The sequence below is a fragment of the Micromonospora sp. C28SCA-DRY-2 genome, from assembly GCF_030519475.1.
In the GTDB taxonomy this organism is placed as follows: domain Bacteria; phylum Actinomycetota; class Actinomycetes; order Mycobacteriales; family Micromonosporaceae; genus Micromonospora.
Map to the genome: position 1 here is coordinate 169,508 of NZ_JAUMKD010000010.1, position 25,543 is coordinate 195,050.

Sequence of the window (25,543 nt, forward strand, 5' to 3'; positions counted from 1 at the left end):
GAACGTTCGGCGCAGCGGAGTGCCGGCATGAGCCGGGTGCTCGTCACCGGCGCGGGCGGGATGCTCGGCCGGGACCTGCTCGCGGTGCTCGGCACCCGGCCGGACCTGAAGGTGACCGCCGCCACCCGGGCCGACCTCGACATCACCGACGCCAGCGCGGTCCGCGCCGCCGTCGCCGGGCACGACCTGGTGGTCAACACGGCGGCGTGGACCGACGTGGACGGGGCGGAGGAGCACGAGGCGGCCGCCACCGCCGTCAACGGCGACGCCGTCGGGCACCTCGCCGGCGCCTGCGCGGACACCGGCGCCCGGCTGGTGCACATCTCCACCGACTACGTCTTCCCCGGCGACGGCGACAGCCCGTACGCCGAGGACGCGCCGACCGCGCCGGTCAACGCGTACGGCCGCTCGAAACTGGCCGGGGAGCGGGCCGTCGCCCGATTCCTCCCCGAAACCGGCTACGTGGTGCGCACCGCGTGGCTCTACGGCGCGCACGGGCCCAACTTCGTCGCCACCATGCTCCGGCTGGCCGAGCAGCGCGAGCAGCTCGACGTGGTCGACGACCAGCACGGCCAGCCCACCTGGTCGTACGCCCTCGCCGCGCAGCTGGTGGCGCTCGGCGACGCGGCGCTGGCCGGCCGGGCCGCTCCCGGCGTCTACCACGGCACCTGCGCCGGCCGGACCACCTGGTACGGGCTGGCCCGCGCGGTGTTCGCGCTGCGCGGGCTCGACCCGGACCGGATCCGACCCACCACCAGCGATCGGTTTCGCCGTCCCGCCCCCAGACCGGCGTACAGTGTGCTAGGGCACGGCCGTTGGGCCGCCGCGGGTCTGCCACCGCTTCCGGACTGGCACACCACCCTGGCCGACGCGTTCGCCTCCGCCACTCCACCCGCCCCGTGGAAGGTCGCATGAAGCTCACCCTCGTCACCGGCCTGACCGGCCTGCTGCTGCTCGGCACCATCGTCGAGTTGCTGCGCCGCCGGCAGCTCCGGGAGAAGTACGGCATGCTGTGGCTCGGCGTGCTGCTGGTCGTCATCCCCCTGTCGCTCTTCCCCCGACTGCTGGACAGCGTCGCCGGGATGCTCGGCGTCGCCTCCGGCGTCAGCCTCGTGCTCTTCCTCGGCATCGTCTTCCTGCTCCTGGTCTGTGTGCACCTGAGCTGGGAGGTCAGCGCGCTGGAGGAGGAGACCCGCACCCTGGCCGAAGACTTCGCCCTGCTGCGCGCCGAGATCGCCGCCGAGCGGGCCGCCCGAGACGAACTGGTGTCCAACGATGGTTAACGGCAAGCGCGTCCTGATCATCATCCCGGCGCTCAACGAGTCCGGTTCGATCGCCGACGTGGTCGGCGAGGTGCGCGGCGAACTGCCCGGCGTCGACGTGCTGGTGGTCGACGACGGCTCCACCGACCGCACCGCCGATGTCGCCGCCGCGGCCGGCGCCCGGGTCGCCCAACTGCCCTACAACCTCGGCGTCGGCGGGGCCATGCGGCTCGGCTACCGGTACGCCCGCGACCACGGCTACGACGTCGCCATCCAGATCGACGCCGACGGCCAGCACGACCCCCGCTACGTGCCGAAGCTGGTCGACCTGCTCGACGACAACGACCTGGTGATCGGCGCCCGGTTCGCCGGCGAGGGCGACTACTCCGTCCGCGGCCCGCGCCGCTGGGCGATGGTGATGCTCTCCGCCGTGCTGTCCCGGGTGGCCCGCACCAAGCTCACCGACACCACCTCCGGCTTCCGCGCCGCCAACCGGCGGGTGATCGAGATGTTCGCCCGCTGGTACCCGGCCGAGTACCTCGGCGACACCGTCGAGACGCTGGTGCACACCGCCCGCCGCGGCTACCGGATCCGGCAGGTGCCGGTGGCCATGCGCAAGCGGATGGCCGGCACACCCAGCCACTCCCCCGCCAAGGCGATGATCTACCTGGGCCGGGCGTTCGTGGTGCTCACGCTGGCGCTCATCCGCCAGTGATGCGGCGCCTGCTCGCCCTCGTCCCGCCCGGCACCGTGGCCGTCGGTGCCGGGCTGGCCCTGCTCGGGCTGGCCTCCTACGTCCACCTCGCGGTCGCCGGCCACGGCCTCACCGAGGCCGACTACAGCTCCCTGTCGGTGCTCTGGTCGATCGTGTTCACCGTCGGCATCGGCGTGTTCATCCCGGTCGAGCAGGAGGTCGCCCGGGTCGTCGCCGCCCGCCGTACGCAGGGGCTGCCGCCCGGCCCGGTGCTGGCCCGCGGCGCCGCGCTGGCCGCCGCGGTGCTGGCCGTGATGGTGCTCGCCACCGCCGCCGGCTACCGCGTGCTCGCCGACCGGCTCTTCGCCGGCGACGGCGACATGGTGCTGGTGCTGATCGGGTCGCTGGTCGCCATGGCGATCGCGTACACCACCCGCGGCGTCCTCTCCGGCCTGTCCCTCTTCCCCTGGTACGGCGGCCAGCTCGGCATCGACGGCGGGCTGCGTATCGTGATGGTCGCCCTGCTCGGCCTCGCCGGCGTCAGCTCCCCGCTGTGGTACGGGGTGGTGCTGGTGATCGCCCCGCTGGCCAGCGTGCTGTTCACCCTGCCGCCGGTGCTGCGCGCCGTCGGCGGCGGCGCGCCGGTGCCGTGGGGCGCGCTGCTGCGCGGCCTCGGGCTGCTCACCGTCTCCAGCCTGCTCTCCCAGGTCGTGGTGAACGTCGGCGTGATCAACGTCCGGCTGATCGCCCCCGACGACGTGGCCACCGCCGGGGCGCTGCTCTCCGCGCTGGTGTTGGTGCGGATCCCGCTCTTCGTGTTCGGCTCCATGCAGGCGTCGCTGCTGCCCGGGCTCGCCGCCACCGCCACCACCGGCGACCGGGCCGCCTTCCACGGCCTGCTCCGCCGCTCGCTCGGCGTGGTCACCGCGCTCGGGCTGATCGGCGCGGTCGGCGCCGTGCTGCTCGGCCCGTGGCTGGTCCGTGCCCTCTTCGACGCCCCCGACGTGCTCGACCAGGTCGACTTCGCCTGGCTCGCCGTGGCCACCCTCGCCTACCTCTGGTCGATGGTGCTCGGCCAGGCCCTGCTCGCGCTGAACCGGCACCGGGCCCAGGCCCTCGCCTGGACGCTCGGCGTGGCCGCGCTGCTCGCCGTGACCCTGACCCCGGCGCCGGTCGCGCTCCGCGTCGAGCTGGCCTACACCGTCGGCTCCGTCGTGGTCGCCGGCACCATGGCGCTGCTGCTGCGCGGCGGCACCCGTCCCGTCCCCACCCCGGCCCGGCCGCTCGACGACGCCGTGGCGACTGGCGTATCCGGAGGCATCCGATGACCCGCCCCCAGGTCTCCGCGGTGATGCTCGCCTACGGCGCCGAGCCGTACCTGGTCGACGCCGCCCGGGCCGTGCTGGCCAGCACCGACGTCGAGATCGAGCTGATCGTCGTCGACAACGGGTGCACCGGCGACGGCATCGACGTGGTCAAGGGCTTCCCCGGCGTCCGGGTGATCCGCCCGGAGACCAACACCGGGTACGCCGGCGGCTGCCGGGTCGGCGCGGCCGAGGCCACCGGCGAGTGGCTCGCCTTCGTCAACTCCGACGCGATCGTCGCCCCCGACGCGCTCGCCAAGGTGGTCGCGGTCGCCGGGGAGCCCGGCGTGGGCGCCGCCATGGCCTCCATCCGGCTCGCCGAGAACCCGGAGCTGATCAACACCTCCGGCAACCCGTTGCACTTCATCGGGCTCTCCTGGGCCGGCGGCAACGGCCAGCCGGCCAGCGCCCACGCGGTCCGCACCACGGTGCCCTCGCTCAGCGGCTGCTGCTTCGTCATCGGCCGGCAGCTCTGGCAGGAGCTGGACGGCTTCCCGGCCGAGTACTTCGCCTACCACGAGGACACCGAACTCAGCCTCCGCCTCTGGCAGCGCGGACTCCGCCCGCAGTACGTGCCGGACGCCGTCGTCGTGCACCACTACGAGTTCTCCCGCAACTCGCTCAAGGTCTACCTGGTCGAGCGGAACCGGCTGCTCTCCCTGCTCACCGCGTACGAGGGGCGGACGCTGGCGCTGCTGGCGCCGATGCTGCTGCTCTCCGAGGCCGCCATGCTGGTCGCCGCGCTGCTCGGCGGCTGGCCCAGGGAGAAGGTCCGCGGCTGGCGCTGGCTGTGGAGCAACCGGGCCTGGGTACGCGCCCGCCGCCGCCGTCTCCAGGCGGAGCGGACCGTTCCCGACGGCGTCATCGCGACCGTGATGACCGCGAAGGTCGACCCGTCCAACGTCGAGGCGCCGCCCGGGATGGGCATCTTCAACGTCATCGCCGCCGGCTACTGGGCGCTGGTCCGCCCGCTGCTGCGCCGGGCCTGACTGGCGCCACCGCCACTCCGCCGAACGCGCAGCCGGGACTGCCCGGCGGCACGCCCACCCGGCGCCACTCGCATGCCGTGGAAACGCGTACGCCGGGGCCCGGAAGCCCGGACCCCGGCGCACCGCGACGGGACTACTCGTCGGCCGGCTGACCCGGCTTGTCCTCCAGGTCCGCGGACCCGGCGGAGCTGGTCGGCTTGTGCGCCTCCTCGGTCGGCGTGGACGGCGTCGTCGGTCCACCCGCGGCGGCCGGCTCCTCCGCCTTGGCCGCGCCGCCGTCCAGCAGCGCGGTCAGCGCGGCGCCGGTGATCCGCCGGAAGGTCCGGCCGACCCGGCGGCGGTCCAGCACCGCCACCTCCAGCTGGTTCGCCGCGATGGTCCGAGCCGCGCCACCCTCGCCGCCGACGCTGCTCAACGCCCGCACCGACAGCTTCACCGCGTCGCTCAACGACATCTCCGCCGAGTGGTCGGCCTTGAGCACGTTGGTGATCGCCTCCGCCTGGCCGCCCATCGCCATCCGGCCCGGCTCGTCGTTGACCGAGCCGTCGTAGGTGAGCCGGTAGATCTCGTCGTCCTCGGCGGTGGCACCGACCTGCGCCACGCAGATCTCCACCTCGAACGGCTTGGACTGCTCGGTGAAGATCGCGCCGAGGGTCTGCGCGAACGCGTTGGCCAGGGCCCGGCCGGTCACGTCGCGCCGGTCGTAGCTCAGGCCGTTCAGGTCGGCCATCCGCACGCCGGCGCGGCGCAGGTTCTCGAACTCGTTGTAGCGGCCGACGGCGGCGAAGCCGATCCGGTCGTAGATCTCACTGACCTTGTGCAGGGCGCTGGAGAGGTTCTCCGCGACGAAGAGCACTCCGCCCTCGTAACTCAGGACCACCGCGCTGCGACCCCGGGCGATGCCCTTGCGGGCCAGCTCGGAGCGGTCGCGCATGATCTGCTCGGGCGAGGCGTAGAACTGCATGGCCACGGCGGCGGTTCTCCTTACGACGCTGTGCTGACGGCTGCTGACTGTGCGGGCGGATCAGCCGCCCGGGTTCTCCATCCGGCCCGAGACCACGCTCTCGGCGATCGTCGCCGTCTCGGCGTCGGTGAGCCGGTGGGTGCCCTCCGCCGTCGCGGTCATCACCACCGGGTAGATCCGGCGGGTGAGATCCGGCCCACCGGTCGCGGTGTCGTCGTCGGCGGCGTCGTAGAGCGCCTCCACCGCGAGGCGGACCGCGTCGTCCATCGACAGCCCGGCCCGGTACCGCTTCTTCAGCGCGGACTTGGCGAACAGCGACCCGGAGCCGATCGCGTCGTAGCCGGTCTCCTCGTAGGGGCCGCCGGTGACGTCGAAGCTGAAGATGCGGCCGGCCCTCGCCGGGTCGGCGCAGGCGAGGTCGAAGCCGGCGAAGAGCGGGATCACGGCCAACCCCTGCATCGCCGCGCCCAGGTTGCCCCGGATCATCGAGGCGAGCCGGTTGGCCTTGCCGTCCAGCGAGAGCATCGCGCCCTCGATCTTCTCGTAGTGCTCCAGCTCCACCTGGAACAGTCGCATCAGCTCGATGCCGATGCCGGCGGTGCCCGCGATGCCGACCAGCGAGTACGCGTCGGCCGGGTGCACCTTCTCGATGTCGCGCTGGGCGATCAGGTTGCCCATGGTGGCCCGCCGGTCGCCGGCCATCACCACGCCACCGGCGGCCGAGATGGCCACGATGGTGGTGGCGTGCGGCGCCAGGTCGGCGGCCATGCCCGGCGGCAGCGGCCGGCGGCCGGGCAGCATCTCGGGAGCCACCTTGCTCAGGAACGTGGTGAAGGAGGACGTCCCCGCGTTGGTGAACACATCTGGTAGACGCCCGGATGGATCAAAACCCGCTGCCACGTGGTTCCTCTCAGGTATGTGATCGCCCCGGCCAGCCGCGCCTGATCGTCACGGAACTGACCAAGACCACCGTTGCAGTTGAAGCAGAGTATCCCGCGCACCCAACCGGTGCGATGATCGTGGTCCACATGTTGCGGGTCCGCGCCGCCGCAGATGGCACAGACCCCGCCCTGCTCGGCGAGGAGTTCGTCGAACTCCTGCTGCCCGATGCCGTACCGCCGCCGCAGGTGGTACTCCCGGTTGCCGCCGTAGAGCCGTGCCTTGCTCTCGCGACCTCGGATGTTGTGGCACGGCTTGCAGTAACTGTGCCGGCCGTTGCCCTTCCTGGTTCGCGGGAAGTCCTCCAGCGGCTTGGTCTGCTGACAGTCCGGGCACCACTTGAGTCCATCCGCGACCGGCTCCGGAGCCCGCCGCTGCGCGGCGATCCCGTGCTTGCGGCGGCTCGCCTCCGAGCGGGCCGCCGCGCAGGTCTTACAGTAGAACGCGAGCCCGTCGGGCCGGCGCTTGTTGCGGTGGAAGGCCGACGCGGGTAGCGAACGGCCGCACTGGGGACAGACCTTGTCCGACGCTTGTGGCGAATCGGACATAAGCCTCATTGCCCCCCTTTCTGCACGTATCCTCTCACGAACTCTTCTGCGTTCTCCTCCAGGACGGAGTCGATCTCGTCGAGGAGGTCGTCGACGTCCTCGGTGATCTCCGCGTGCCGCTCGGCGACCTCCGGGTTGGCCTCGGTGGTGACGTCCTCGATCTCTCCGCCCTGGCGGGACTTGCCCGACTGCGACTGCCCGCCGCTGTCACGAGTGGCCATCTGGTGCCTCCTCCAACGATCTCTTGCGAGAAACTTACCTCGCGGGAGCGACGAAAGGCCCGCCGCACGCCGGGTGGGCGCGCGCCGGGCCAGGGTCGCCGTCGTACGGCGGCCGGCCCCGGCGCGCCGGACGGGCGCGCGCCGGACCGGCCCGGCGTGGTCAGCCGCCGGTGAGGGTCTCCAGCAGGTCCTTGGCGCTGGGGCAGCGGTCGAACAGTTCGCCGACGTGCTTGCGGGTGCCCCGTTCCGGCTCCATCATCGGCACCCGCACCAGCGACTCCCGGCCCACGTCGAAGATGACCGAGTCCCAGCTCGCGGCGACCACCTCGGAGGCGTACTGGGCCAGGCAGCGGCCGCGGAAGTAGGCCCGGGTGTCCTCCGGCGGCTCGGTCATCGCGGTGCGGGTCTGCTCGTCGGTCAGCAGCGTCTTCATCGCCCCACGGCTGACCAGCCGGTGGTAGAGGCCCTTCTCCGGGCGCACGTCGGAGTACTGCAGGTCCACCAGCTGGAGCTTGTGCGAGCCCCAGCCGAGCTTCTCCCGCTCCCGGTAGCCCTCCAGCAGCCGCAGCTTGGCCACCCAGTCCAGCTCGTCGGCACAGAGCATCACGTCCCGGCCGAGCCGGTCCAGCACGCCCTCCCAGCGGGCCAGCACGTCCAGGGTCTGCTCGTCGGCGTCGTTGCCGTAGCGGTCGTCGACAAAGGACCGCACCCGCTCGTAGTAGGCCCACTGCACGTCCAGGGCGGTCAGCCGGCGCCCGTCGCGCAGCCGCATCAGGTGGGACAGGGACGGGTCGTGGCTGACCGCGCGCAGCTCGCTGACCGGGTCGGCGATGCCGAGGTCGGCGCCGAGCGCCTTCTCCTCGATCATGGTGAGGATCAGCGCGGTGGTGCCGACCTTGAGGTACGTCGAGATCTCCGACAGGTTGGCGTCGCCGATGATGACGTGCAGCCGGCGGTACTTGTCGGCGTCGGCGTGCGGCTCGTCCCGGGTGTTGATGATCGGCCGCTTGAGGGTGGTCTCCAGGCCGACCTCGACCTCGAAGAAGTCGGCCCGCTGGGAGATCTGGAAGCCGCTCTGCCCGCCGTCCTGACCGATGCCGACCCGGCCCGCGCCGCAGACGATCTGGCGGGTGACGAAGAACGGCGTCAGGTACGCGACGATGTCCGCGAACGGCGTCTGCCGACGCATCAGGTAGTTCTCGTGGGCGCCGTAGCTGGCGCCCTTGTTGTCGGTGTTGTTCTTGTAGAGGTGGATCGGCTGGGTGCCGGGGATGGTGGCGGCCCGGCGGGACGCCTCGGCCATCACCCGCTCGCCGGCCTTGTCCCAGCGGACCAGGTCCAGCGGGTTGGTCACCTCCGGTGTGGAGTACTCCGGGTGGGCGTGGTCGACGTAGAGCCGGGCGCCGTTGGTGAGTATCACGTTGGCCAGGCCGAGGTCCTCGTCGGCCAGCGCCTCGGCGGGGTCGTAGGCGGCCCCGGAGTAGGTGAAGCCGCGGGCGTCGCGCAGCGGCGACTCCTCCTCGTAGTCCCAGCGGGCCCGGCCGCCGCGGTTGAGTTCCGGGCGTGCCCCGTAGGCGTTGACCACCTGGGACGAGGTGACCATCGGGTTGGCCCCCGCCTGGCCCGGTACGGAGATGCCGTACTCGACCTCGGTGCCCATGATCCGTCTTACGCTCATCGACCTACCCGCTTCGCTCGCCCGACCGGTCCCCCGTCCGCTTCGAGCGTAGTCGGCGCCACCGCGGATGGGGGCGTGGCGGTGCAGCCGGTCGCGGTGTCGCCGGCCACGGGCGGCTCAGCGGTACGGCTCGGGGATGAGCATGACCTCGACGGTGACCCGGCGGTGCAGTTCCGGTTCGGCGATGAGCAGTTTCTCCACCCGCCGCCGGGCGCCGGGGTCGGTGACCACGAACCGGACCGGTCCGGGCGTGCGGCGCAGCATCTCCCGGGTGCGGTCGGGTTCGAGGAAGACCATGCCGTAGACGCCGGGCTCGCTCTGCGCCGTGGTGCCCTGCAGGGCCGAGAGGCAGAGCCCTTCCAGGTAGGAGCGGTAGGGACCGCGGTCGAGGATGAAGGTGGTGGCCCAGGGCACCGGCGGGTAGGCCCGGTCGACCTCGGCGCAGACCACCGCGGCGCGGACCGGCTGTTCGAGGTCCTGGTGCACCCAGCGCTGCGCCCAGGTCCACTCGTCGGTGACCAGGATGCCGCGGTGCCAGCCGGTGACGCCGCAGTAGGTCACGGCGGCGGCGGCGAGCGCGATGCCGGTGACGGCCGCCGCCGCGGTGGTGGCGATCCGTCGGGGCAGGCCGCGGTCGCGGCGCGGGGTGGGCAGCAGCCGGACCAGGCCGGCGGTGCCGGCGATGAACAGCGCCGTGGCCAGGTGGCCGGCCTTGTTGAAGTAGTACGCCGGTTGCCCGCCGGCGTTGATGCTGGCCTGCGCGATGGCGAGGGCGAAGGCGGCGCCGACGAGCATGACCAGCAGGGTGCGGCGCCAGGCGCGGTCGCTGCGGCGGACCTGGACGACCAGGGCGAGGACGACGAGGCCGCCGAGCCAGAGCAGGGCGCGCCAGGTCTGGGTGACGTCCCGGCCGATGGGGGCGGCGAGCGCCTCGGCGTGGTCGGCGCGGAGCAGACCCAGCAGGGGCGTGGTGGCGGCGAGGGGGACGGTGACGAGGGCGACGACGAGCAGGGTGGGCCAGGCCCGCAGCGACTCCCGCCAGTGGCCGGCGAACCAGCAGAGCGCCAGGACGGCGGCGGCCGGCAGGAAGAGGTAGTAGCTGAACCCGATGCCGGTCACCAGGGCGCCCAGCAGCACCAGCTGTTCCCGGGTGCCGGCCAGCGGTCGGATGACCAGGCCGGCCAGGGCGACGGTGAGGGTCAGCCCGAGCACCTCGGTGGGGTACCCGGCGATGAGCAGCCGGGGCAGTTGGGTGCCGAGGATCAGGGCGCCGACGACGACGGTGAGCACCGTGCGGTGCAGGGGGTGCAGCGGTCCGGGGATCCGCTGGGCGACCCAGAGCAGGGTGAGGGCCAGCAGGCCGAAGCCGGCGATGGTCCACCACAGGTAGGGCTCGACGCCGCCGGCGCCGCGCGCGGCGGCGCCGATCGGGGTGAGGTGCCCGTCGAGCAGGGCGGTGGTCAGGTGCCAGCCCTGCGGGTAGTGGACCAGGGCGGAGACGATCTGTTCCCGGGCGGCGGCCGGGTCGACGAAGACGTAGCCGCCGGTGCGGCCGATGACGTCGAAGAGGGCGAGGTGGCGGTAGTTGTCCTCGCCGCGACCGAGCAGGGTCAGCTGGGTGGCGATGTCTCCGGCGCGCAGCAGCGGCTGGGCGAGGTAGCCGACGAGCGCGGCGGTGCCGAGCACCGGGAACAGGTCGGGCCAGCCCGGCCGGGGCAGCCGCGGTCGGCGGCCGGTGGCCGCGGCGGCCAGCACGAGCGCGGTGAGGGCGGTGCCGTTGACCGGCACGGGGTGCAGCCCCCAGGGCCAGACCGCGAAGAGCAGGCCCGCCGCGGTGGTCGCGCCGAGCAGCAGCATGGTGGCGAGCAGCAGCCGGTCGAGCAGGGTGCGGCCGCCGCGCAGCAGGCTGGCGGTGACCAGCAGGACCAGCGGGGGCAGCAGCCAGGTCCGGTCTGCGGCGTACGCGCCGACGGGCACCACCCAGGCCGCCAGCAGCGCGGCGCCCGCCAGCGCGGCGCCGCGCCCGCGGCGGGTGGCCGGTCGGGTCGGCTCGGCCGCCGGGGTGGCCGGCGGGTCGACGACGGTGAGCTCGGACGGCACGCGGTTCCTCGGCGAGTCGGCGAAGCGGTGCCCGGAAGCTTACCGACGGGCCCGGCGTTCCGCCCGCCGGACGCGCGCCGGCCGGGGTGAACATCGGGTGACACGGCGACGGGCCCGCGGCGTGCCGCGGGCCCGTCGACCCGGCGGTTACAGGTACTGGCCGGTGTTGCTGGCGGTCTCGATGGACCGGCCGGCCTCGGCGCCCTTGCCGCCGGAGACGAGGGTGCGGATGTAGACGATCCGCTCCCCCTTCTTGCCGGAGATGCGGGCCCAGTCGTCCGGGTTGGTGGTGTTGGGCAGGTCCTCGTTCTCGCGGAACTCGTCGACGCAGGCGTCGAGCAGGTGCTGCAGGCGCAGCCCCTTGCGGCCGGAGGTGAGGAACTCCTTGATGGCCATCTTCTTGCCCCGGTCGACGATGTTCTGGATCATCGCGCCGGAGTTGAAGTCCTTGAAGTAGAGGACTTCCTTGTCGCCGTTGGCGTAGGTGACCTCGAGGAAGCGGTTCTCCTCGGTCTCCGAGTACATCCGCAGCACCACCGCGTCGATCATGGCCGCGACGGTGGCCTGGGGGTCGCCGCCGTGCTCGGCCAGGTCGTCCGGGTGCAGCGGCAGCCCGGAGAGGATGTACTTGGAGAAGATGTCCTTGGCCGCCTCGGCGTCCGGCCGCTCGATCTTGATCTTCACGTCGAGCCGGCCGGGCCGCAGGATCGCCGGGTCGATCATGTCTTCCCGGTTGGAGGCGCCGATGACGATGACGTTCTCCAGGCCCTCGACACCGTCGATCTCGCTGAGCAGCTGCGGGACGATGGTGTTCTCCACGTCGGAGGAGACGCCGGAGCCGCGGGTGCGGAAGACCGAGTCCATCTCGTCGAAGAACACGATCACCGGGGTGCCCTCGCCGGCCTTCTCCCGGGCTCGCTGGAAGATCAGCCGGATGTGCCGCTCGGTCTCGCCGACGTACTTGTTGAGCAGCTCCGGGCCCTTGATGTTGAGGAAGTAGCTGGTGTGCTTCTCCTCGCCCCGACGCTCGGCGATCTTCTTGGCCAGCGAGTTGGCCACCGCCTTGGCGATCAGGGTCTTGCCACAGCCGGGCGGGCCGTAGAGCAGTATCCCCTTCGGCGGGCGGAGCTGGTGCTCGCGGAACAGGTCGGCGTGCAGGAACGGCAGTTCCACCGCGTCGCGGATCTGCTCGATCTGCGCGTGGAGGCCGCCGATGTCGGTGTAGTCGACGTCGGGCACCTCCTCCAGGACCAGTTCCTCGACCTCGCTCTTGGGGATCCGCTCGTACGCGTACGCCGAGCGCGGTTCGATCATGAGCGAGTCGCCGGCCCGGATCGGCGCACCGATCAGGGAGTCGGCCAGGTGGACGATCCGCTCCTCGTCGGAGTGCGAGACCACCAGCGCCCGGTCGCCCGGAGCGCCGCCGGGGCCCTCGAGGACCTCCTTGAGCATCACCACCTCGCCGACCCGCTCGAAGCCGAACGCGTCGACGATGTTGAGCGCGTCGTTGAGCAGCACCTCCTGGCCGCGCCGCAGCTCGGCCACGTCGAGCGAGGGCGAGACGGCCACCCGGAGCTTGCGCCCACCGGTGAAGACGTCCACCGTGCCGTCGTCGTGCCGCGCCAGGAAGACGCCGTAGCCACTCGGCGGTTGCGCGAGGCGGTCGATCTCCTCCTTGAGCGTCACGATCTGCGCGCGAGCCTCCTTGAGAGTGCTCACGAGCCGGTCGTTGTTCTCGGTCAGCCGCGCCAACTGTGCCTGGGTGGCCGCCAGCCGCTCTTCGAGCTGCCGGACGTGTCGGGGGCTTTCGGTCAACTTGCGCCGCACCAGAGCGAGTTCCTCTTGCAGGAACGCGACCTGCGTGGAGAGATCGTGGGCCTCCTTCTCCCACCGTGCGGCGCGCGAGTCCGCGTCGTCGCTGCGTGCCACGTCCCACCTCCCCGGGGGGCTTGAACGTTCTGCCCTAACACTAGCCGCTATGAGGCCGATTCGGTCCCGCGCAACGCCCTCGTCACCGAACCTTGATCGCCAAGGGTGGGCCGGTGGGGCCGAACGGGCGTTCGGGTACCGTCGGGGCGTGGGACGGGAGAACATGGGGGGTGCGCCCGTGGCCGGGGTCGCTACCGACCAGCTGACGGTCTGGGTGGACCAGGACCTCTGCACCGGCGACGGGCTGTGCGTGCAGTACGCGCCGGAGGTCTTCGAGTTCGACATCGACGGCCTGGCGTACGTCAAGGGCCCCGACGGCGAGCTGCGGCAGGCCCCCGGCAGCCGGGTCGACGTCCCCGCCCACCTGCGTCTCGAAGTGATCGACTCGGCCCGGGAATGCCCGGGCGAGTGCATCCACGTGGTGCGCGACAGCGACGGCGTCGAGATCGCCGGCCCCGACGCCGACGACTGACCGCCCCGACTCCTCCGGTTGAGCGCGCAGGCGGCGGAGCGGAGCGGCCGTGCCGGCCACCGCCGCCCCGCCCCCGCTCAGAGCAGCGGACGCCCGACCACCGAGGCGACCAGCCGGGCGAACTCCTCCAGCCGGGCGATCTGCCCGGCGCCGCCGTCGTCGAGCGTCTTGCCGAAGCGCAACGCGTCGTGCCGGGGCGCGCCCGCCACCTCCTCGCTCGGCGGTGCCTCGTCCAGCGAGGTCAGCAGCAGGTAGACGTCGATGCTGTCGACCCGGATCTCGCCGTTGTCGCCCCGGGTGAGCCGGCGCCGGCAGCCCACCTCGGTGACCGAGGAGACCGGCACCACCCGCAACGAGGAGGTCATCGAGCCGGGCGGCCCCTCCCCCGGCGGGACGTCCTCGCCGTGCCAGAGGATGAGCCGGCTGCCGTCGCAGACCACGACCTCCTGCCACACCCCGTTCACCTCGTTGACGAAGCGTTCCAGGGTGAAGCCGAGCACCGACGCCCCGCGCAGCACCCCGCCGAGCGCCTCCAGCGCCACGTCCGGGTCCCGCAGGTAGGCCCGGGCCGCCGATTCCAGATCCTGGTACGGCGACCAGTCCGGGAACACCGCCGGCAGGTCACCGCCGCCGAAGCCGGGCCGGCTCACGCCGGCACCCCGCCGCGCCACGTACCGACACGGGGCACGGCCGCGCAGAGCCCGACGCTCCGCTCGCTCATGCCGCCGCCCGAGGGTCGCACCACCCGGCCCGCAGCGACCGGCCGGATCCACCCGTTCACTCCCAGCCGCCCCATTCCGCCGTCACGGCCTGTCCATCTCCTCCGTCGAGTCGGGCTGCGCCCCGGCGGCCCGGGCGGCCGCCGCCTGCCGGGCCGCCTCGGCCTCGCGCAGTGCCTGCCGGCGCTGCACGTACGCCTCGGTGCCCTTGCTGGGCTTGCGCCGCCGCGGCGGCGCGGTCACGCCGGGGGCGAGCTTACGCGCGGACACCAGGAACGCGGTGTGCGCGATCATGCGGTGGTCCGGGCGGACCGCGAGCCCCTCGGCGTGCCAGTCGCGCACCAGCGACTCCCAGGCCCGCGGCTCGGTCCAGCCGCCGCGCTCGCGCAGCGCCTCCACCAGCTCGGACAGCTGCGGGGTGGTGGCCACGTAGCCGATGAACACGCCGCCGGGCAGCAGCGCCCGCTCGACCATGTCGAGGCTCTCCCACGGGGTGAGCATGTCCAGGATGATCCGGTCGAAGCCGGTCTCGGTGCACCCGGCGACGTCGCCCACGTGCAGGTGCCAGGCCGGGTGCGGCCCGTTGAAGAACGCCTCCACGTTGCGCCGGGCGATCTGGGCGAAGTCGTCGCGCAGTTCGTAGGAGTGCAGCTCCCCCCCGGTGCCGACGGCGCGCAGCAGCGAGCAGCTCAACGCACCCGATCCGGCGCCGGCCTCCAGCACCTTGGCGCCGGGGAAGATGTCGCCCATGGCCACGATCTGGGCGGAGTCCTTCGGATAGATCACCTGCGCGCCGCGCGGCATGGACAGCACGTAGTCCGACAGCAGCGGCCGCAGCGCCAGGAACGCGGTGCCGCCCCCGGAGGTGGTGACCACGCTGCCGTCGGGCAGCCCGATCAGCGCGTCGTGCTCCAGGATGCCCCGGTGGGTGTGGAAGGCCTTGCCCGGTTCCAGGGTGACCGTGTGCATCCGCCCCTTCGGGTCGGTCAGCTGCACCCGGTCGCCGGGCCGGAACGGCCCGCGGTGCACGGGGGGCAGCGCCGGGGTGTCGGCGGGCGCCGGGGCGCCCGGGTCGGCCTGGGCGGCGGAGGGAGTTGCGGTCACGTGTTCATCTTCCGTTGAGGTTCCAGGAGCTGAGCCAGATCCGCGATGTGCAGGATGCCCACGACATCTTCGCCTGCGGTCACCACGTACTGCGCGCCCGGGTGGGCCTGGACGGCCTCCATCACCCGCTCCCCGTCGAGCCCCGCCGGCAGGGCCGGCAGCTCGGCCAGCGACCGGGCCACCGCGTCGACCGCCAGCCAGGGCCGGCGCTCCGCCGGCACCGCCTCCGCGGCGGCCGGGTCGACCAGGCTCACCGGCCGGCCGGCCGAGTCGGCGACGAGCAGCGCGGCGCCCGGCGCGGCGCCGGCGGCCCGCCGCCGTTGCGCCTCGGCCAGCGGGGTGCCGGTGGGCACGGTCAGCACCGGTCGGGCCAGCCGGGACAGGTCGATCAGCGGGAACCGGCGGCTGACCCGGGCCACCCGGATCGACTGGCCGGCGCCCCGCCACAGGGTGAACGCGACCAGCAGCATCAGCGGCAGCGCCAGCGGCGCCAGCAGCCGGGTGGCGGTCAGCGCGGCCACCAGCAGCGCGGTGCCCACGGCCACGATCCGCCCGACCCAGCCGGCCACCTCGGTGCCGAGGTGCCGGTCCCGGCTGACCGCCCAGACCGCGGCGCGCAGCGCCCGCCCGCCGTCCAGCGGCAGCCCGGGCAGGATGTTGAACAGCGCGACGATCACGTTGCTCACCGCGAGCTGGAAGGCGAGCTGGTTGGCCACCGTACGGTCGGGCAGGGCGAGGGTCGCGGCGACCGCGGCCACCCCGAGCAGCGCGGAGACCGCCGGCCCGGCCAGCGACACCAGCAGGTCGACCCGCGGGGTGGGCGCGTCCCGGTCCATCTCGGTGTACCCGCCGAGCAGCTCCAGGGTGATGCCGCGCACACCGATGCCGTACCGGCGGGCGGTCAGCGCGTGCCCCAGCTCGTGCAGCAGCACCGAGCCGAGCAGCGAGACGACGAAGCCGAAGCCGATCAGGTAGCCGCTGATCTGCGGCAGCTCCAGCTGGCGGCGGGCGAACTCGGCGTACAGCACGGTCACCAGGGCCGCCAGCAGCAGCATCGAGCCGTTGAGGTGCAGCGGCACCCCGAACACCCGCCCCACGGTCAGCGTGGCGCGCCCGCCGGGCCGGGGTCGCGGTCGCCTGCTCTGCTCCTCCACCGGATCGATGCTACGGACCGGGCCCGCGGCGGCGCGCGGCGCGGCGGGGCGCGGCGGTGTCACACCGGTGCCCTAACCTTCCGGGCATGACGGCGGAACCGGTGACCACCCAGCAGCCCGCGGCCCCGGCAGAGGTGCCGCCGACGGTACGGGCCTCGCTGTCGCCGTCGCGGGCGGCGGATTTCAAGACCTGCCCGCTGCTCTACCGGTTCCGCAGCATCGACCGGCTGCCCGAGCGCCCCACCGTCGAGCAGGCCCGGGGCACGCTGGTGCACGCGGTGCTGGAGCGGCTGTTCGACCTGCCGGCCGGCGGCCGCACCCCGGACGCCGCCGGCGACCTGGTGGCCCCCCAGTGGGACCGGCTGGTCACCGAGCAGCCGGAGCTGGCCGGGCTGTTCGCCGAGGGCGACGAGCCAGCCCTGGCCGAGTTCCTCCGCTCGGCCGCGGCGCTGCTGGAGGGCTACTTCGCGGTGGAGGATCCGCGCCGGCTGGAGCCGGCCGAGCGGGAGAGCCTGATCTCCGCGGTGGTCGACGACGAGCTGCTCATCCGGGGCTACCTCGACCGGCTCGACGTCGCGCCGGACGGCGCGCTGCGGGTGGTCGACTACAAGACCGGCGGCGCGCCGCGAGAGGCGTTCGAGGCCCGCGCGCTGTTCCAGCTGAAGTTCTACGCGCTGGTGCTGTGGCGCACCCGCGGCGTGGTGCCCCGGGTGCTCCGGCTGCTCTACCTCAAGGACGCCGAGGTCTGCGACTACGCGCCGGACGCCGACGAGCTGCTCCGCTTCGAGCGCACGGTGGTGGCGCTGTGGCGGGCGATCGAGCAGGCCACCGCCCAGCGGGATTTCCGCCCCCGGCCGAGCCGGCTCTGCGACTGGTGCAGCCACCAGGCGCGCTGCCCCAGCTTCGGCGGCACCCCGCCGCCCTTTCCCGTGCCCGAGCCGGCGGATCCGCTGCGCGACGCCCGCTCCCGCCCGGCGCCGCCCGGCGCCGACGAGTAGCCGACCACCCGACCACCGCGGGCATCCACACCGACCCGCGCCGGGCCCGGACGGACCGGCGTCGCCTCGACCGTGCGCACCGGTCGGCCCGCCTCGACCCGGCACGCACGGTCGGCCCGCCTCGACCCGCGCGCACGGTCGGCCCGCCTCGACCCGGCACGCACCGGTCGACCGGCACCGGTCGACCCGCCCCCGAGGCCGGCGGCGGTCGTCTCCTCCTCAGGGAGGAGACCGCCTCACCACCGGCGACGATCTTCGCCCGGCGCCACGGCGGCTAGCGTCGCGGTATGACGTCGGGCCCGCGGGAGTGGACGCGCCAGCACCCGCTGGCCGCCGACGCGCTGCTCGCCGTCGGCCTGATCGTGGCCGAGGCGATCTTCACCCTGCTCACGCCGCGCGAGCTGTGGCCCGGGCCACTGCCCTCGGCGCTGGGCTGGAGCGCGCTCTGCGCCGCCCCGACCGCGCTGCGCCGGGTGGCGCCGTGGCCGGCGGTGGGCGCGGCGGTGGCGACGTTGGCGCTGCCCGGCCTGCTGCACCTCGCGCCGGGCACCCAGGGGCTGACCTGCATCGTGCTCACCTACACCATCGCCGCCCGCCGGCCGGTACGCGCGGCGTCGGCCGCCGCGGCCGGGCTGTGGCTGCCCGTGGCGGTGGTCAACACGGTCGCGCCACCGGTCGGCGGCCTGGAGATCGGCCCCGCCTACCTGGTGCTGAACAACCTGCTGGTCGGGGCGGTGGCGTTCTCGGTCGGGCGGACCGTGCACGCCCGCCGGATGTCGACGGAGGCGTTGCGCGAGCGCGCCCGGGTGGCCGAGGAGAACCAGCGGGCGCTGGCCGAGCAGGCGGTCGCCGACGAGCGCCGGCGCATCGCCCGGGAACTGCACGACGTGGTCGCCCACCACGTCAGCGTGATGGGGGTGCTGGCCACCGGGGCGCGTCGGGTGCTGCGCCGGGACCCGGACGCGGCCGACGAGGCGGTGGCCACCATCGAGGAGACCGGCCGGGCCACCCTGCGGGAGCTGCGCCGGCTGCTGGACGTGCTGCGCACCGACGCCGAGCCGGCCGCCGACCTGGCCCCGCAACCGGGGCTGACCGGCATCGAGACCCTCGTCGACCAGGTCCGCGAGGCGGGCCTGCCGGTCACCCTGCGGGTCGAGGGCACCCCCGGCGAGATGGAGCAGGGGGTGGCGCTGACCCTGTACCGGATCGCGCAGGAGGCGCTGACCAACGCCCTCAAGCACGCCGGCACGGCCACCGCCCAGGTGCGGCTGGGCTTCGGCGTGGACGCGGTCGAGGTGGAGGTGACCGACACCGGGCGCGGGCCGCTGCCCGACACCGACCGGATCGGGCACGGATTGGTGGGGATGCGCGAGCGGGTCGGCCTCTACGGTGGGGTCCTGCGCATCGGGGCGCGCCCCGGCGGCGGCTTTCGGGTGTACGCGAGGATTCCGGTGGAGCCCGCGGCGGTCCGCCCGGTGTGACGGCCCGGCGGACGGCACCGACGGTCGGCCCGAGCGTCGGCCGGCACGCGCGGCGCCGGACCACCCGACGGGGCGGCCCAGCGGCAGGACCAGGGACAGCGGCCGGACGACGGCAGCAGGACAGGGAGAGCGGATGACCGACCCGACGGCGCCGGCGCGGCCGGTGCGGATCCTGCTCGCCGACGACCAGCCGCTGCTGCGTACCGGGTTCCGGATGGTGCTCGGCGCCGAGGACGACCTGGACATCGTCGCCGAGGCCGGCGACGGCGTGGAGGCGGTGGAGCTGTCCCGGCGGCTGCTGCCCGACGTGGTGCTGATGGACATCCGGATGCCCCGGATGGACGGGGTCGCCGCCACCCGGGCCATCGTCGACGCCCGGCTGCCGGTGCGGGTGCTGATCCTGACCACCTTCGACCTCGACGAGTACGTGGTGGGGGCGCTGCGCGCCGGGGCGAGCGGCTTCCTGGCCAAGGACGTGCCGGCCGACGACCTGGTGGCCGCGATCCGCACGGTGGCCGGCGGGGACGCGGTGGTCGCCCCCCGGATCCTCAAGCGGCTGCTGGACCGCTTCGCCGACGTGCTCCCGGACCCGGCGGCGACCCCGCCACGGGCGCTGGACGGGCTCACCGAGCGGGAGCGGGAGGTGCTGGTGCACGTCGCCCGGGGCCTGTCGAACGCCGAGATCGCCCGGGCGCTGTCGGTCAGCGAGACCACCATCAAGACCCACGTCGGGCACGTGCTGACCAAGCTGGGGCTGCGCGACCGGGTGCAGGCGGTGGTGCTGGCGTACGAGTCGGGACTGGTCCGTCCCCGGGCGTAGGCCGGGCCCGCCCGGCTACCGCCCGGGGCGTACCCGAGGATGCGCCGGCGGGGCGACGGCGCGGTTGTCGCGGTCACCTACCGTGACGGAAGACGGCGCGGCGCGGTTGACCCTGACGCGGCGCCAGTGTGCAGGATCGGTCCCGGCCGGCGGTAAAGCGCTCGACCGGCGGCCGGCTCAGGGGCAACCCTGAGCCGGCGATGGGGGGCACCCGCAGCGCGAAATCCGCACCGCTTCCACCCGGAGTCGGACGGATCGCCGCCGGGGAGCACAGATGATGGGGACTGCCGCGCCGGACCAGCGGGGGCGGCGCGGATCGAATTCAGACGGAAGAGGTGCATGACGTGACCGCGACGGTAGGCCGGCAGGCGCAGGCCGCGGCCCGGGCGAACGACGTGTGGAAGGTGTACGGCAGCGGCGAGGCGCAGGTCGTCGCGCTGCGGGGGGTGAGCGCGGAGTTCGAGCAGGGCCGGTTCACGGCGATCATGGGGCCGTCCGGGTCGGGCAAGTCGACGCTGATGCACTGCCTGGCCGGGCTGGACTCGGTGACCCGGGGCACCGTGTCGATCGGCGACACCACGGTCACCGGCCTCGGCGACTCGGGGCTGACCAAGCTGCGCCGGGACAAGGTGGGCTTCATCTTCCAGCAGTTCAACCTGCTGCCGACGCTGACGGCCAAGGAGAACATCCTGCTGCCGCTGTCGATCGCCGGCCGCAAGCCCGACCCGGCCTGGTACGACACGGTGATCGCCACGGTCGGGCTGCGGGACCGGCTGGACCACCGCCCGGCGCAGCTCTCCGGCGGCCAGCAGCAGCGGGTGGCCTGCGCCCGGGCGCTGGTCTCCCGCCCCGAGGTGATCTTCGCCGACGAGCCGACCGGCAACCTGGACTCCCGGGCCGGCGCCGAGGTGCTCAACTTCCTGCGCAACTCGGTGCGCGAGCACGGGCAGACCATCGTCATGGTCACCCACGACCCGACCGCCGCCGCGTACGCCGACCGGGTGGTCTTCCTCGCCGACGGGCAGATCGTCTCCGAGCTGATCGAGCCGACCGCCGAGACGGTGCTGGACACCATGAAGAAGCTGGACACCCACGCCGCCGAGGTGGGCAACTGATGTTCCGGGCGACACTGAAGAGCCTGCTGGCCCGCAAGGTCCGGCTCATCCTGTCCGGCCTGGCGGTGGTGCTCGGGGTCATGTTCGTCTCCGGCGCCTTCGTGCTCACCGACACCCTCGGCCGCTCCTTCGACGCGATCTTCGCCGACGCGTACGAGGGGGTCGACGTCAACGTCGCCGCCAAGCCGAAGATCGCGCTCGGCGAGACCGAGGGCGAGCAGGTCAGTCCGCCGTTCCCGGCGGCCACCCTCGACACGGTGAAGGCGGTGCCCGGGGTGGCCGAGGCCACCGGGGTGGTGGCCGCCGACGGTGCGCGGATGATCGGCAGCAACGGCAAGGTGGTGACCTCCTTCGGCCCGCCGCAGCTGGGTGAGAACTGGACCGGGGAGAGCGACCTGGTGCAGCTGCGCGAGGGCCGCGGGCCGCAGGCCGACGACGAGATCGTGATCAACAAGGCGCTCGCGACGGCCGGGAAGGTGAAGGTCGGCGACCGGGTGGGCGTGCTGACCCTGGAGCCGAAGCGCGAGTTCACCATCGTCGGCGTCTTCGGCTACAGCGGTGGCCGGGACTCGATCGGCGGCGCCAACGAGATCATGTTCACCACTCCGGTGGCGCAGAAGCTGATGCTCGGCGCGCCGGACACCTACAACAGCGTGTCGATCAAGGCCGCCGACGGGGTATCCGACGAGTCGCTGCGCGACGCGGTGGCCGCCGCCGTGGGTGCCGGCTACGAGGTCAAGACGGGCGAGCAGCTCTCCGCCGACGCGGCGGCCGGGCTGAAGGAGGCGCTGACCTTCTTCAACCGGATCCTGCTCGGCTTCGCCGCGGTGGCCCTGCTGGTGGGCACCTTCCTGATCCTGAACACCTTCTCGATCATCGTGGCCCAGCGCACCCGGGAGCTGGCGCTGATGCGGGCCATCGGCGCCAGCGGCAAGCAGATCATCGGCTCGGTGGTGCTGGAGGCCATCGCGGTGGGCCTGATCGCCTCGGTGCTCGGCCTGGGCGCCGGCATCGGCATCGGCGCGCTGCTGGCGTACCTGTTCAGCACCTTCGCCGGGGGCCTCACCCTGGCCGGGCTCGGCGTGCCGGCGGCCGCGGTGATCGGCGCGTTCGCGGTCGGCCTGATCATCACCGTGGTGGCGGCGCTGCTGCCGGCGCTGCGGGCGTCCCGGATCCCGCCGATCGCGGCGATGCAGGACGTGGCCACCCCGGACCGCCCACTCACCAAGATCACCATCGCCGGTGGCGTGGTCACCGCGATCGGCGCGACGCTGCTGGCCCTGGGCCTGACCGGCAACGCCGGCGACAACACCCTGGCCACCATCCTCGGTGGGGTGCTGTTCGCCTTCATCGGCGTGGCGCTGCTGACCCCGCTGATCAGCCGGCCGGTGGTGAGCCTGCTCGGGGCGATCTTCGCCTGGTCGGTGCCGGGCAAGCTGGGCCGGCTCAACTCCGGCCGCAACCCGCGGCGTACCGCGATCACCGCCGCCGCGCTGATGGTCGGCATCGCGCTGGTCACCGGCGTGACGGTGATCCTGGACTCGGCCAAGAGCAGCATCAGCGGCCTGGCCCAGGACACCATCAAGGCCGAACTGGTGATCGCCGGGGTGCAGAGCGGCCCGCGGCCGCCGAGCTTCGACCCGGCGGTGCTGGAGAAGGCCGCGGCGATCCCCGGCGTACGCATGGTCGACGGCGAGTACGGCGACATGGCGCTGGTCGGCGGCGAACGGACCTGGGTGGCGGCCAGCAGCGAGGTGGCCTCGCTGCGGCAGATCTTCGGGGCCACCCCGACCGCCGGTGACATCGACCGGCTCGCGCCGGACCAGATGCTGGTCAGCTCGGACACCGCGAAGTCGCGCGGGCTCTCCGTCGGCTCCCAGGTGCCGGTGCAGCTGGCCCGCGGCGAGGCGCGCACCTACACGGTGAGCGGCATCTACGCCAGCTCGCAGCTGACCAACCCGGTGGTGCTGCCGCCGGCGGCGGCCCGCGACTTCAGCATCCCGCAGCCGATCCAGGGCTACATCCAACTGGCCCCCGGCACCTCGGTGGCCTCGGTGCAGCCGCAGGTCGAGGCGCTGCTGGCCGACTCCCCCGAGGTGTCGGTGGCCGACCGGGACGCGTTCATCGAGCAGCAGGCTGGCCAGCTGGACGGGCTGCTCACGATGATCCAGATCCTGCTGGCGCTGGCCATCGTGATCGCCGTACTCGGCATCATCAACACGCTGGCGCTGTCGGTGCTGGAGCGCACCCGGGAGCTGGGCCTGCTGCGGGCGATCGGGCTGCGCCGGGCGCAGACCATGCGCATGATCACCGTCGAGGCGGTGGTGATCTCGGTGTTCGGCGCGCTGCTCGGCGTGGCGGTCGGCAGCGGGCTCGGCGCCGCGGTGGTCGAGGCGCTGAAGGACGAGGGGATCACCGACCTGGTGCTGCCCTGGGACCAGATGGGGGTCATGCTCGGCCTGGCCGCGATCGTCGGCGTGATCGCCGCGGTGCTGCCGGCGGTCCGGGCCGCCCGGATCAACGTGCTGGGCGCCATCGCCCACGACTGAGGTCGCCGTCGCAGACGGAGGGGCCCGCCGACCGGCGGGCCCCTCCGCGCGTCATCGGGCTGGCGCCTCGCCCAACAGGGCGGCCAGCAGCTCCAGGTCCGCGCCGGTCAGGCTCTCCAGCTGGTGTACGCCGGCCGTCGCGGCGATCGGCACCTCGGCGGGTACGGCGAGCACCGCCGCCCCGGCGGCGAGCGCGCTGGCCACTCCGGTCGGCGAGTCCTCGATCGCCACGCAGCGGGCGATCGGCACGTCGAGCAGCCGGGCGGCGGTCAGGTACGGCTCCGGGTGCGGCTTGGTGGCGTCCACCTCGTCGCCGCAGACCACCGCGTCGAAGCTGTCCCGGCCCAGGGTGTCCAGTGCCACCTCGACCAGCGGCCGGACGCTGGAGGTGACCAGGGCGGTGGGGATGCCCGCCGCCCGGACCGCCCGCAGCAGGGCCAGCGCGCCGGGGCGCCAGCGCAGCCCGGTGCGGAACAGCTCCAGGATCCGGGCGTCGATCCACGCCGCGCTGACCAGCGGGTCGCGTTCCGGCTGGCCCAGGTCGTCGTGCAGCAGCCGCATCGAGGCGGCCATGCTGGTGCCGACCATCGCCTTGCGGGCCGCGTCGGAGAGGGTGCCGCCGTACTCGGCCGCCAGTTCGTTGAGCGCGACGTCCCACAGCTTCTCGCTGTCGACCAGGGTGCCGTCCATGTCGAAGAGCACGGCGGCGGGATGGCGGTTGGGCAGCGGATCAGCGGTCACCCGGCGATCCTCTCAACTTCCCGCGCGACTGCCGGCCCGAGGTGCCGTCCGGGTGACCTACCCGACGGCCGGCACCGGCGAGCGCGGGCAGGGCGCGGTCGGGGCCGGGCACGACGGGCGTGCCGCGGTGGCGTGGGCGGCAGGCCGTGGCCGGGGCGGGCCGGGCTCCGGCTGCCGCGCGGGCGGCGGACTTGCGGGCGGGCTCCGGCTGCCGCGCGGGCGGCGGACTTGCGGGCGGGCTCCGGCTGCCGCGCGGGCGGGGGGCTTGCGGGCCGGTCGCAGACTGGGCGCAGCCGGCCGCCGTCACGGTGGCCCGTCGCCCGAGGAGGTCGCCGATGCGCGTCCGATCCCTGCTGTCCCGGTGCACGGTGGTCGTTCTCGCGCTCACCGCCGCGCTCTGGCCGGCGGCCCCGGCCGCGGCGGCCAGCCTGCCGCTGGACCGCTGCTACGACCTGGCCCCGCCCCAGCACGCCGACGACCAGCCGTGGTCCGCGCCGGGCAACCGGCAGACCGTGTGGCCGACCCCGGTGGGCATCCTGGACCGGGACGTCCTCCGGGTGTCCGCGCAGGGCCGGATCCGCATCGACCACTGGGGCACCCAGAAGTCGATCGCCGGCGAGTGGCCGGCGGGTGGCACCGGGTGGCCCGCGCCGGACGCGCCCCGGTACGCGCTGATCGCCAAGGTCACCGAGGGGTCCGTGCTGGTGCTGAGGAACGGCCTCTCCTACGGCCCCGGCCGGTGGTTCCCGGTCGGTACGGACAGCGGCTGCCTGCTCTACTACAGCGCCGGCCTGAACCCTCGGGTGATCTTCTCCTTCAACGACCCGAACCTGGGCGACAACGGCGGCGGCGCGTCGGTGCTGGTGAGCCAGTGGTGGGGCGAGGGCTGAACCGGCTCAGCCCAGGTCGCAGGCCGCCAGGGACCGCTCGTAGCCGCGGAAGAAGGACTCGGTGCGCTGTTCGGCGGTGCCGTGCGAGCCCTCCGCGAACCACGGCTGGTCGGGGTCGTCGCCGACCGCGAGCAGCCCTTCGCGGAACTCGTCCAGGTCGCCCTCGTCGAGGGTCAGCACCCCGCCGCGCACCGAGTCCCCCAGGTACGCCCCGGCCATGCAGTCGGCCTGCAACTCCTGCTGGATGGTGAAGCTGTAGCGGATGCCGAGCCGGACCTGGATGGCGTGCGCGTACTCGTGGCCCAGCAGGTAGAACACGAACGCGTCGCCGACCTGCCGGAACGCCCCCACCGACCAGCGCACGTCGTAGGCGATGAAGTCGCCGGCCGAGCAGTAGACGGCGTTGTTGCGGGGAATCTCCTGCCCGCCGCAGGTCACCTCGCCGCCGCGCTGGTACGGGATGATCCGCCGCACCGGCCGGAACCGCTCACCCGAAGCCCGGAACTGCTCGGCCCAGTACCGCTCGGCGATGCTCTGCGCGTCGCGGACGTCCTGCTGGAACTCCTCGACGCTGGTGGTGCCGTCCGCCCGGGTCTGCCCCGCCCCGGGCGAGGCGGATGCCCCGGGACGCTGCGGCGCGGGCTCGCCACCGTCCGGTTCGGAGACGCCGCCGACGAAACAGCCGGCGGTCGCCACCAACGCCACCACCAACCCGGCCAGCGACCCGCGCGACCGCCGATGCGAACGTGCCGTCACAGTGCCCTCCCGGCGTCGGCGATGCCCGTGCAGTACCCCGACGGCACGTCCGTCAT

Annotated in this window: 24 protein-coding genes; 12 read left to right on the forward strand and 12 right to left on the reverse strand. The window is 73.6% G+C overall.

What is annotated here, in order from left to right; genetic code table 11:
• Positions 1 to 27 precede the first annotated feature (27 nt).
• The 5 genes from rfbD to Q3W71_RS29455 are packed head-to-tail and all read left to right on the forward strand — an operon-like array spanning position 28 to position 4,309.
• Positions 28 to 915 carry a dTDP-4-dehydrorhamnose reductase gene (rfbD, locus tag Q3W71_RS29435; protein WP_302922723.1) on the forward strand — a complete coding sequence of 296 codons (888 nt, stop codon included), beginning with the start codon at positions 28 to 30 and terminating at the stop codon, positions 913 to 915.
• Entirely contained in the window at positions 912 to 1,283 is a 372-nt protein-coding gene (locus Q3W71_RS29440; RefSeq protein WP_088993756.1) for a DUF2304 domain-containing protein, read from the forward strand. Before rfbD ends, Q3W71_RS29440 begins: the two co-directional genes overlap by 4 nt.
• Positions 1,276 to 1,977 carry a glycosyltransferase family 2 protein gene (locus Q3W71_RS29445; RefSeq protein WP_302922724.1) on the forward strand — a complete coding sequence of 234 codons (702 nt, stop codon included), beginning with the start codon at positions 1,276 to 1,278 and terminating at the stop codon, positions 1,975 to 1,977. The genes Q3W71_RS29440 and Q3W71_RS29445 overlap by 8 nt, the downstream gene beginning before the upstream one ends.
• Complete coding sequence (locus Q3W71_RS29450; protein ID WP_302922725.1) at positions 1,977 to 3,284, forward strand: lipopolysaccharide biosynthesis protein; 1,308 nt, start codon at positions 1,977 to 1,979, stop codon at positions 3,282 to 3,284. The genes Q3W71_RS29445 and Q3W71_RS29450 overlap by 1 nt, the downstream gene beginning before the upstream one ends.
• A complete protein-coding gene (locus tag Q3W71_RS29455; protein WP_302922726.1) occupies positions 3,281 to 4,309 on the forward strand; it encodes a glycosyltransferase family 2 protein in 1,029 nt (342 codons plus the stop codon). Before Q3W71_RS29450 ends, Q3W71_RS29455 begins: the two co-directional genes overlap by 4 nt.
• Positions 4,310 to 4,442: 133 nt before the next feature.
• On the opposite strand, the gene prcA is transcribed toward Q3W71_RS29455, so the two are convergent.
• From prcA to arc, 7 genes are all read right to left on the reverse strand, one after another.
• Positions 4,443 to 5,279 carry a proteasome subunit alpha gene (gene prcA, locus Q3W71_RS29460; RefSeq protein ID WP_302922727.1) on the reverse strand — a complete coding sequence of 279 codons (837 nt, stop codon included), beginning with the start codon at positions 5,277 to 5,279 and terminating at the stop codon, positions 4,443 to 4,445.
• Positions 5,280 to 5,333: 54 nt separating this feature from the next.
• Positions 5,334 to 6,173 (reverse strand): proteasome subunit beta, encoded by an 840-nt coding sequence (gene prcB / locus Q3W71_RS29465; protein ID WP_302922728.1) that lies wholly within the window; start codon positions 6,171 to 6,173, stop codon positions 5,334 to 5,336.
• The gene (locus Q3W71_RS29470; RefSeq protein WP_302922729.1) at positions 6,092 to 6,760 is read right to left on the reverse strand and encodes an endonuclease VII domain-containing protein; all 669 of its coding nucleotides are present in this window, start codon (positions 6,758 to 6,760) and stop codon (positions 6,092 to 6,094) included. The genes prcB and Q3W71_RS29470 overlap by 82 nt, the downstream gene beginning before the upstream one ends.
• 5 nt (positions 6,761 to 6,765) lie before the next feature.
• Positions 6,766 to 6,981 carry a ubiquitin-like protein Pup gene (locus Q3W71_RS29475; protein ID WP_302922730.1) on the reverse strand — a complete coding sequence of 72 codons (216 nt, stop codon included), beginning with the start codon at positions 6,979 to 6,981 and terminating at the stop codon, positions 6,766 to 6,768.
• A 160-nt stretch (positions 6,982 to 7,141) separates the two neighbouring features.
• Positions 7,142 to 8,659 carry a depupylase/deamidase Dop gene (dop, locus tag Q3W71_RS29480; protein WP_368051341.1) on the reverse strand — a complete coding sequence of 506 codons (1,518 nt, stop codon included), beginning with the start codon at positions 8,657 to 8,659 and terminating at the stop codon, positions 7,142 to 7,144.
• Between the two features lie 117 nt (positions 8,660 to 8,776).
• Positions 8,777 to 10,759, reverse strand: a complete 1,983-nt coding sequence (locus Q3W71_RS29485; RefSeq protein ID WP_302922731.1) for a hypothetical protein — start codon at positions 10,757 to 10,759, stop codon at positions 8,777 to 8,779.
• 147 nt (positions 10,760 to 10,906) lie between these two features.
• Complete coding sequence (arc, locus tag Q3W71_RS29490) at positions 10,907 to 12,688, reverse strand: proteasome ATPase (RefSeq protein WP_302922732.1); 1,782 nt, start codon at positions 12,686 to 12,688, stop codon at positions 10,907 to 10,909.
• A gap of 178 nt (positions 12,689 to 12,866) precedes the next feature.
• Between arc and Q3W71_RS29495 the strand changes: the two genes are divergently transcribed.
• On the forward strand, positions 12,867 to 13,160 hold the full coding sequence (locus tag Q3W71_RS29495; protein ID WP_302922733.1) for a ferredoxin: 294 nt from the start codon (positions 12,867 to 12,869) through the stop codon (positions 13,158 to 13,160).
• Between the two features lie 77 nt (positions 13,161 to 13,237).
• Here Q3W71_RS29495 and Q3W71_RS29500 read toward each other — a convergent pair whose 3' ends face one another.
• The 3 genes from Q3W71_RS29500 to Q3W71_RS29510 all read right to left on the reverse strand — a co-directional run bounded on the left by Q3W71_RS29500 (position 13,238) and on the right by Q3W71_RS29510 (position 16,071).
• Positions 13,238 to 13,810 (reverse strand): hypothetical protein, encoded by a 573-nt coding sequence (locus tag Q3W71_RS29500; protein WP_302922734.1) that lies wholly within the window; start codon positions 13,808 to 13,810, stop codon positions 13,238 to 13,240.
• Positions 13,811 to 13,963: 153 nt separating this feature from the next.
• On the reverse strand, positions 13,964 to 14,917 hold the full coding sequence (locus Q3W71_RS29505) for a tRNA (adenine-N1)-methyltransferase (RefSeq protein WP_302922811.1): 954 nt from the start codon (positions 14,915 to 14,917) through the stop codon (positions 13,964 to 13,966).
• A gap of 62 nt (positions 14,918 to 14,979) precedes the next feature.
• The gene (locus Q3W71_RS29510) at positions 14,980 to 16,071 is read right to left on the reverse strand and encodes a M50 family metallopeptidase (protein WP_302922812.1); all 1,092 of its coding nucleotides are present in this window, start codon (positions 16,069 to 16,071) and stop codon (positions 14,980 to 14,982) included.
• A 152-nt stretch (positions 16,072 to 16,223) separates the two neighbouring features.
• On the opposite strand from Q3W71_RS29510, the gene Q3W71_RS29515 reads away from it, so the two are divergent.
• From Q3W71_RS29515 to Q3W71_RS29535, 5 genes are all read left to right on the forward strand, one after another.
• Entirely contained in the window at positions 16,224 to 17,135 is a 912-nt protein-coding gene (locus Q3W71_RS29515; protein ID WP_302922735.1) for a PD-(D/E)XK nuclease family protein, read from the forward strand.
• A 287-nt stretch (positions 17,136 to 17,422) separates the two neighbouring features.
• A complete protein-coding gene (locus tag Q3W71_RS29520) occupies positions 17,423 to 18,616 on the forward strand; it encodes a sensor histidine kinase (protein ID WP_302922736.1) in 1,194 nt (397 codons plus the stop codon).
• A gap of 133 nt (positions 18,617 to 18,749) precedes the next feature.
• Positions 18,750 to 19,436 carry a response regulator transcription factor gene (locus tag Q3W71_RS29525; RefSeq protein WP_302922737.1) on the forward strand — a complete coding sequence of 229 codons (687 nt, stop codon included), beginning with the start codon at positions 18,750 to 18,752 and terminating at the stop codon, positions 19,434 to 19,436.
• Between the two features lie 344 nt (positions 19,437 to 19,780).
• Positions 19,781 to 20,551: an ABC transporter ATP-binding protein gene (locus tag Q3W71_RS29530; protein WP_302922738.1), complete on the forward strand. Its 771-nt coding sequence runs from the start codon at positions 19,781 to 19,783 to the stop codon at positions 20,549 to 20,551.
• A complete protein-coding gene (locus Q3W71_RS29535) occupies positions 20,551 to 23,100 on the forward strand; it encodes an ABC transporter permease (RefSeq protein ID WP_302922739.1) in 2,550 nt (849 codons plus the stop codon). Before Q3W71_RS29530 ends, Q3W71_RS29535 begins: the two co-directional genes overlap by 1 nt.
• 51 nt (positions 23,101 to 23,151) lie before the next feature.
• On the opposite strand, the gene Q3W71_RS29540 is transcribed toward Q3W71_RS29535, so the two are convergent.
• Complete coding sequence (locus Q3W71_RS29540; RefSeq protein WP_302922813.1) at positions 23,152 to 23,802, reverse strand: HAD family phosphatase; 651 nt, start codon at positions 23,800 to 23,802, stop codon at positions 23,152 to 23,154.
• Between the two features lie 374 nt (positions 23,803 to 24,176).
• On the opposite strand from Q3W71_RS29540, the gene Q3W71_RS29545 reads away from it, so the two are divergent.
• On the forward strand, positions 24,177 to 24,731 hold the full coding sequence (locus Q3W71_RS29545) for a hypothetical protein (RefSeq protein ID WP_302922740.1): 555 nt from the start codon (positions 24,177 to 24,179) through the stop codon (positions 24,729 to 24,731).
• A gap of 6 nt (positions 24,732 to 24,737) precedes the next feature.
• Here Q3W71_RS29545 and Q3W71_RS29550 read toward each other — a convergent pair whose 3' ends face one another.
• Positions 24,738 to 25,487, reverse strand: a complete 750-nt coding sequence (locus Q3W71_RS29550; protein WP_302922741.1) for a neutral zinc metallopeptidase — start codon at positions 25,485 to 25,487, stop codon at positions 24,738 to 24,740.
• Between the last annotated feature and the right edge of the window lie 56 nt (positions 25,488 to 25,543).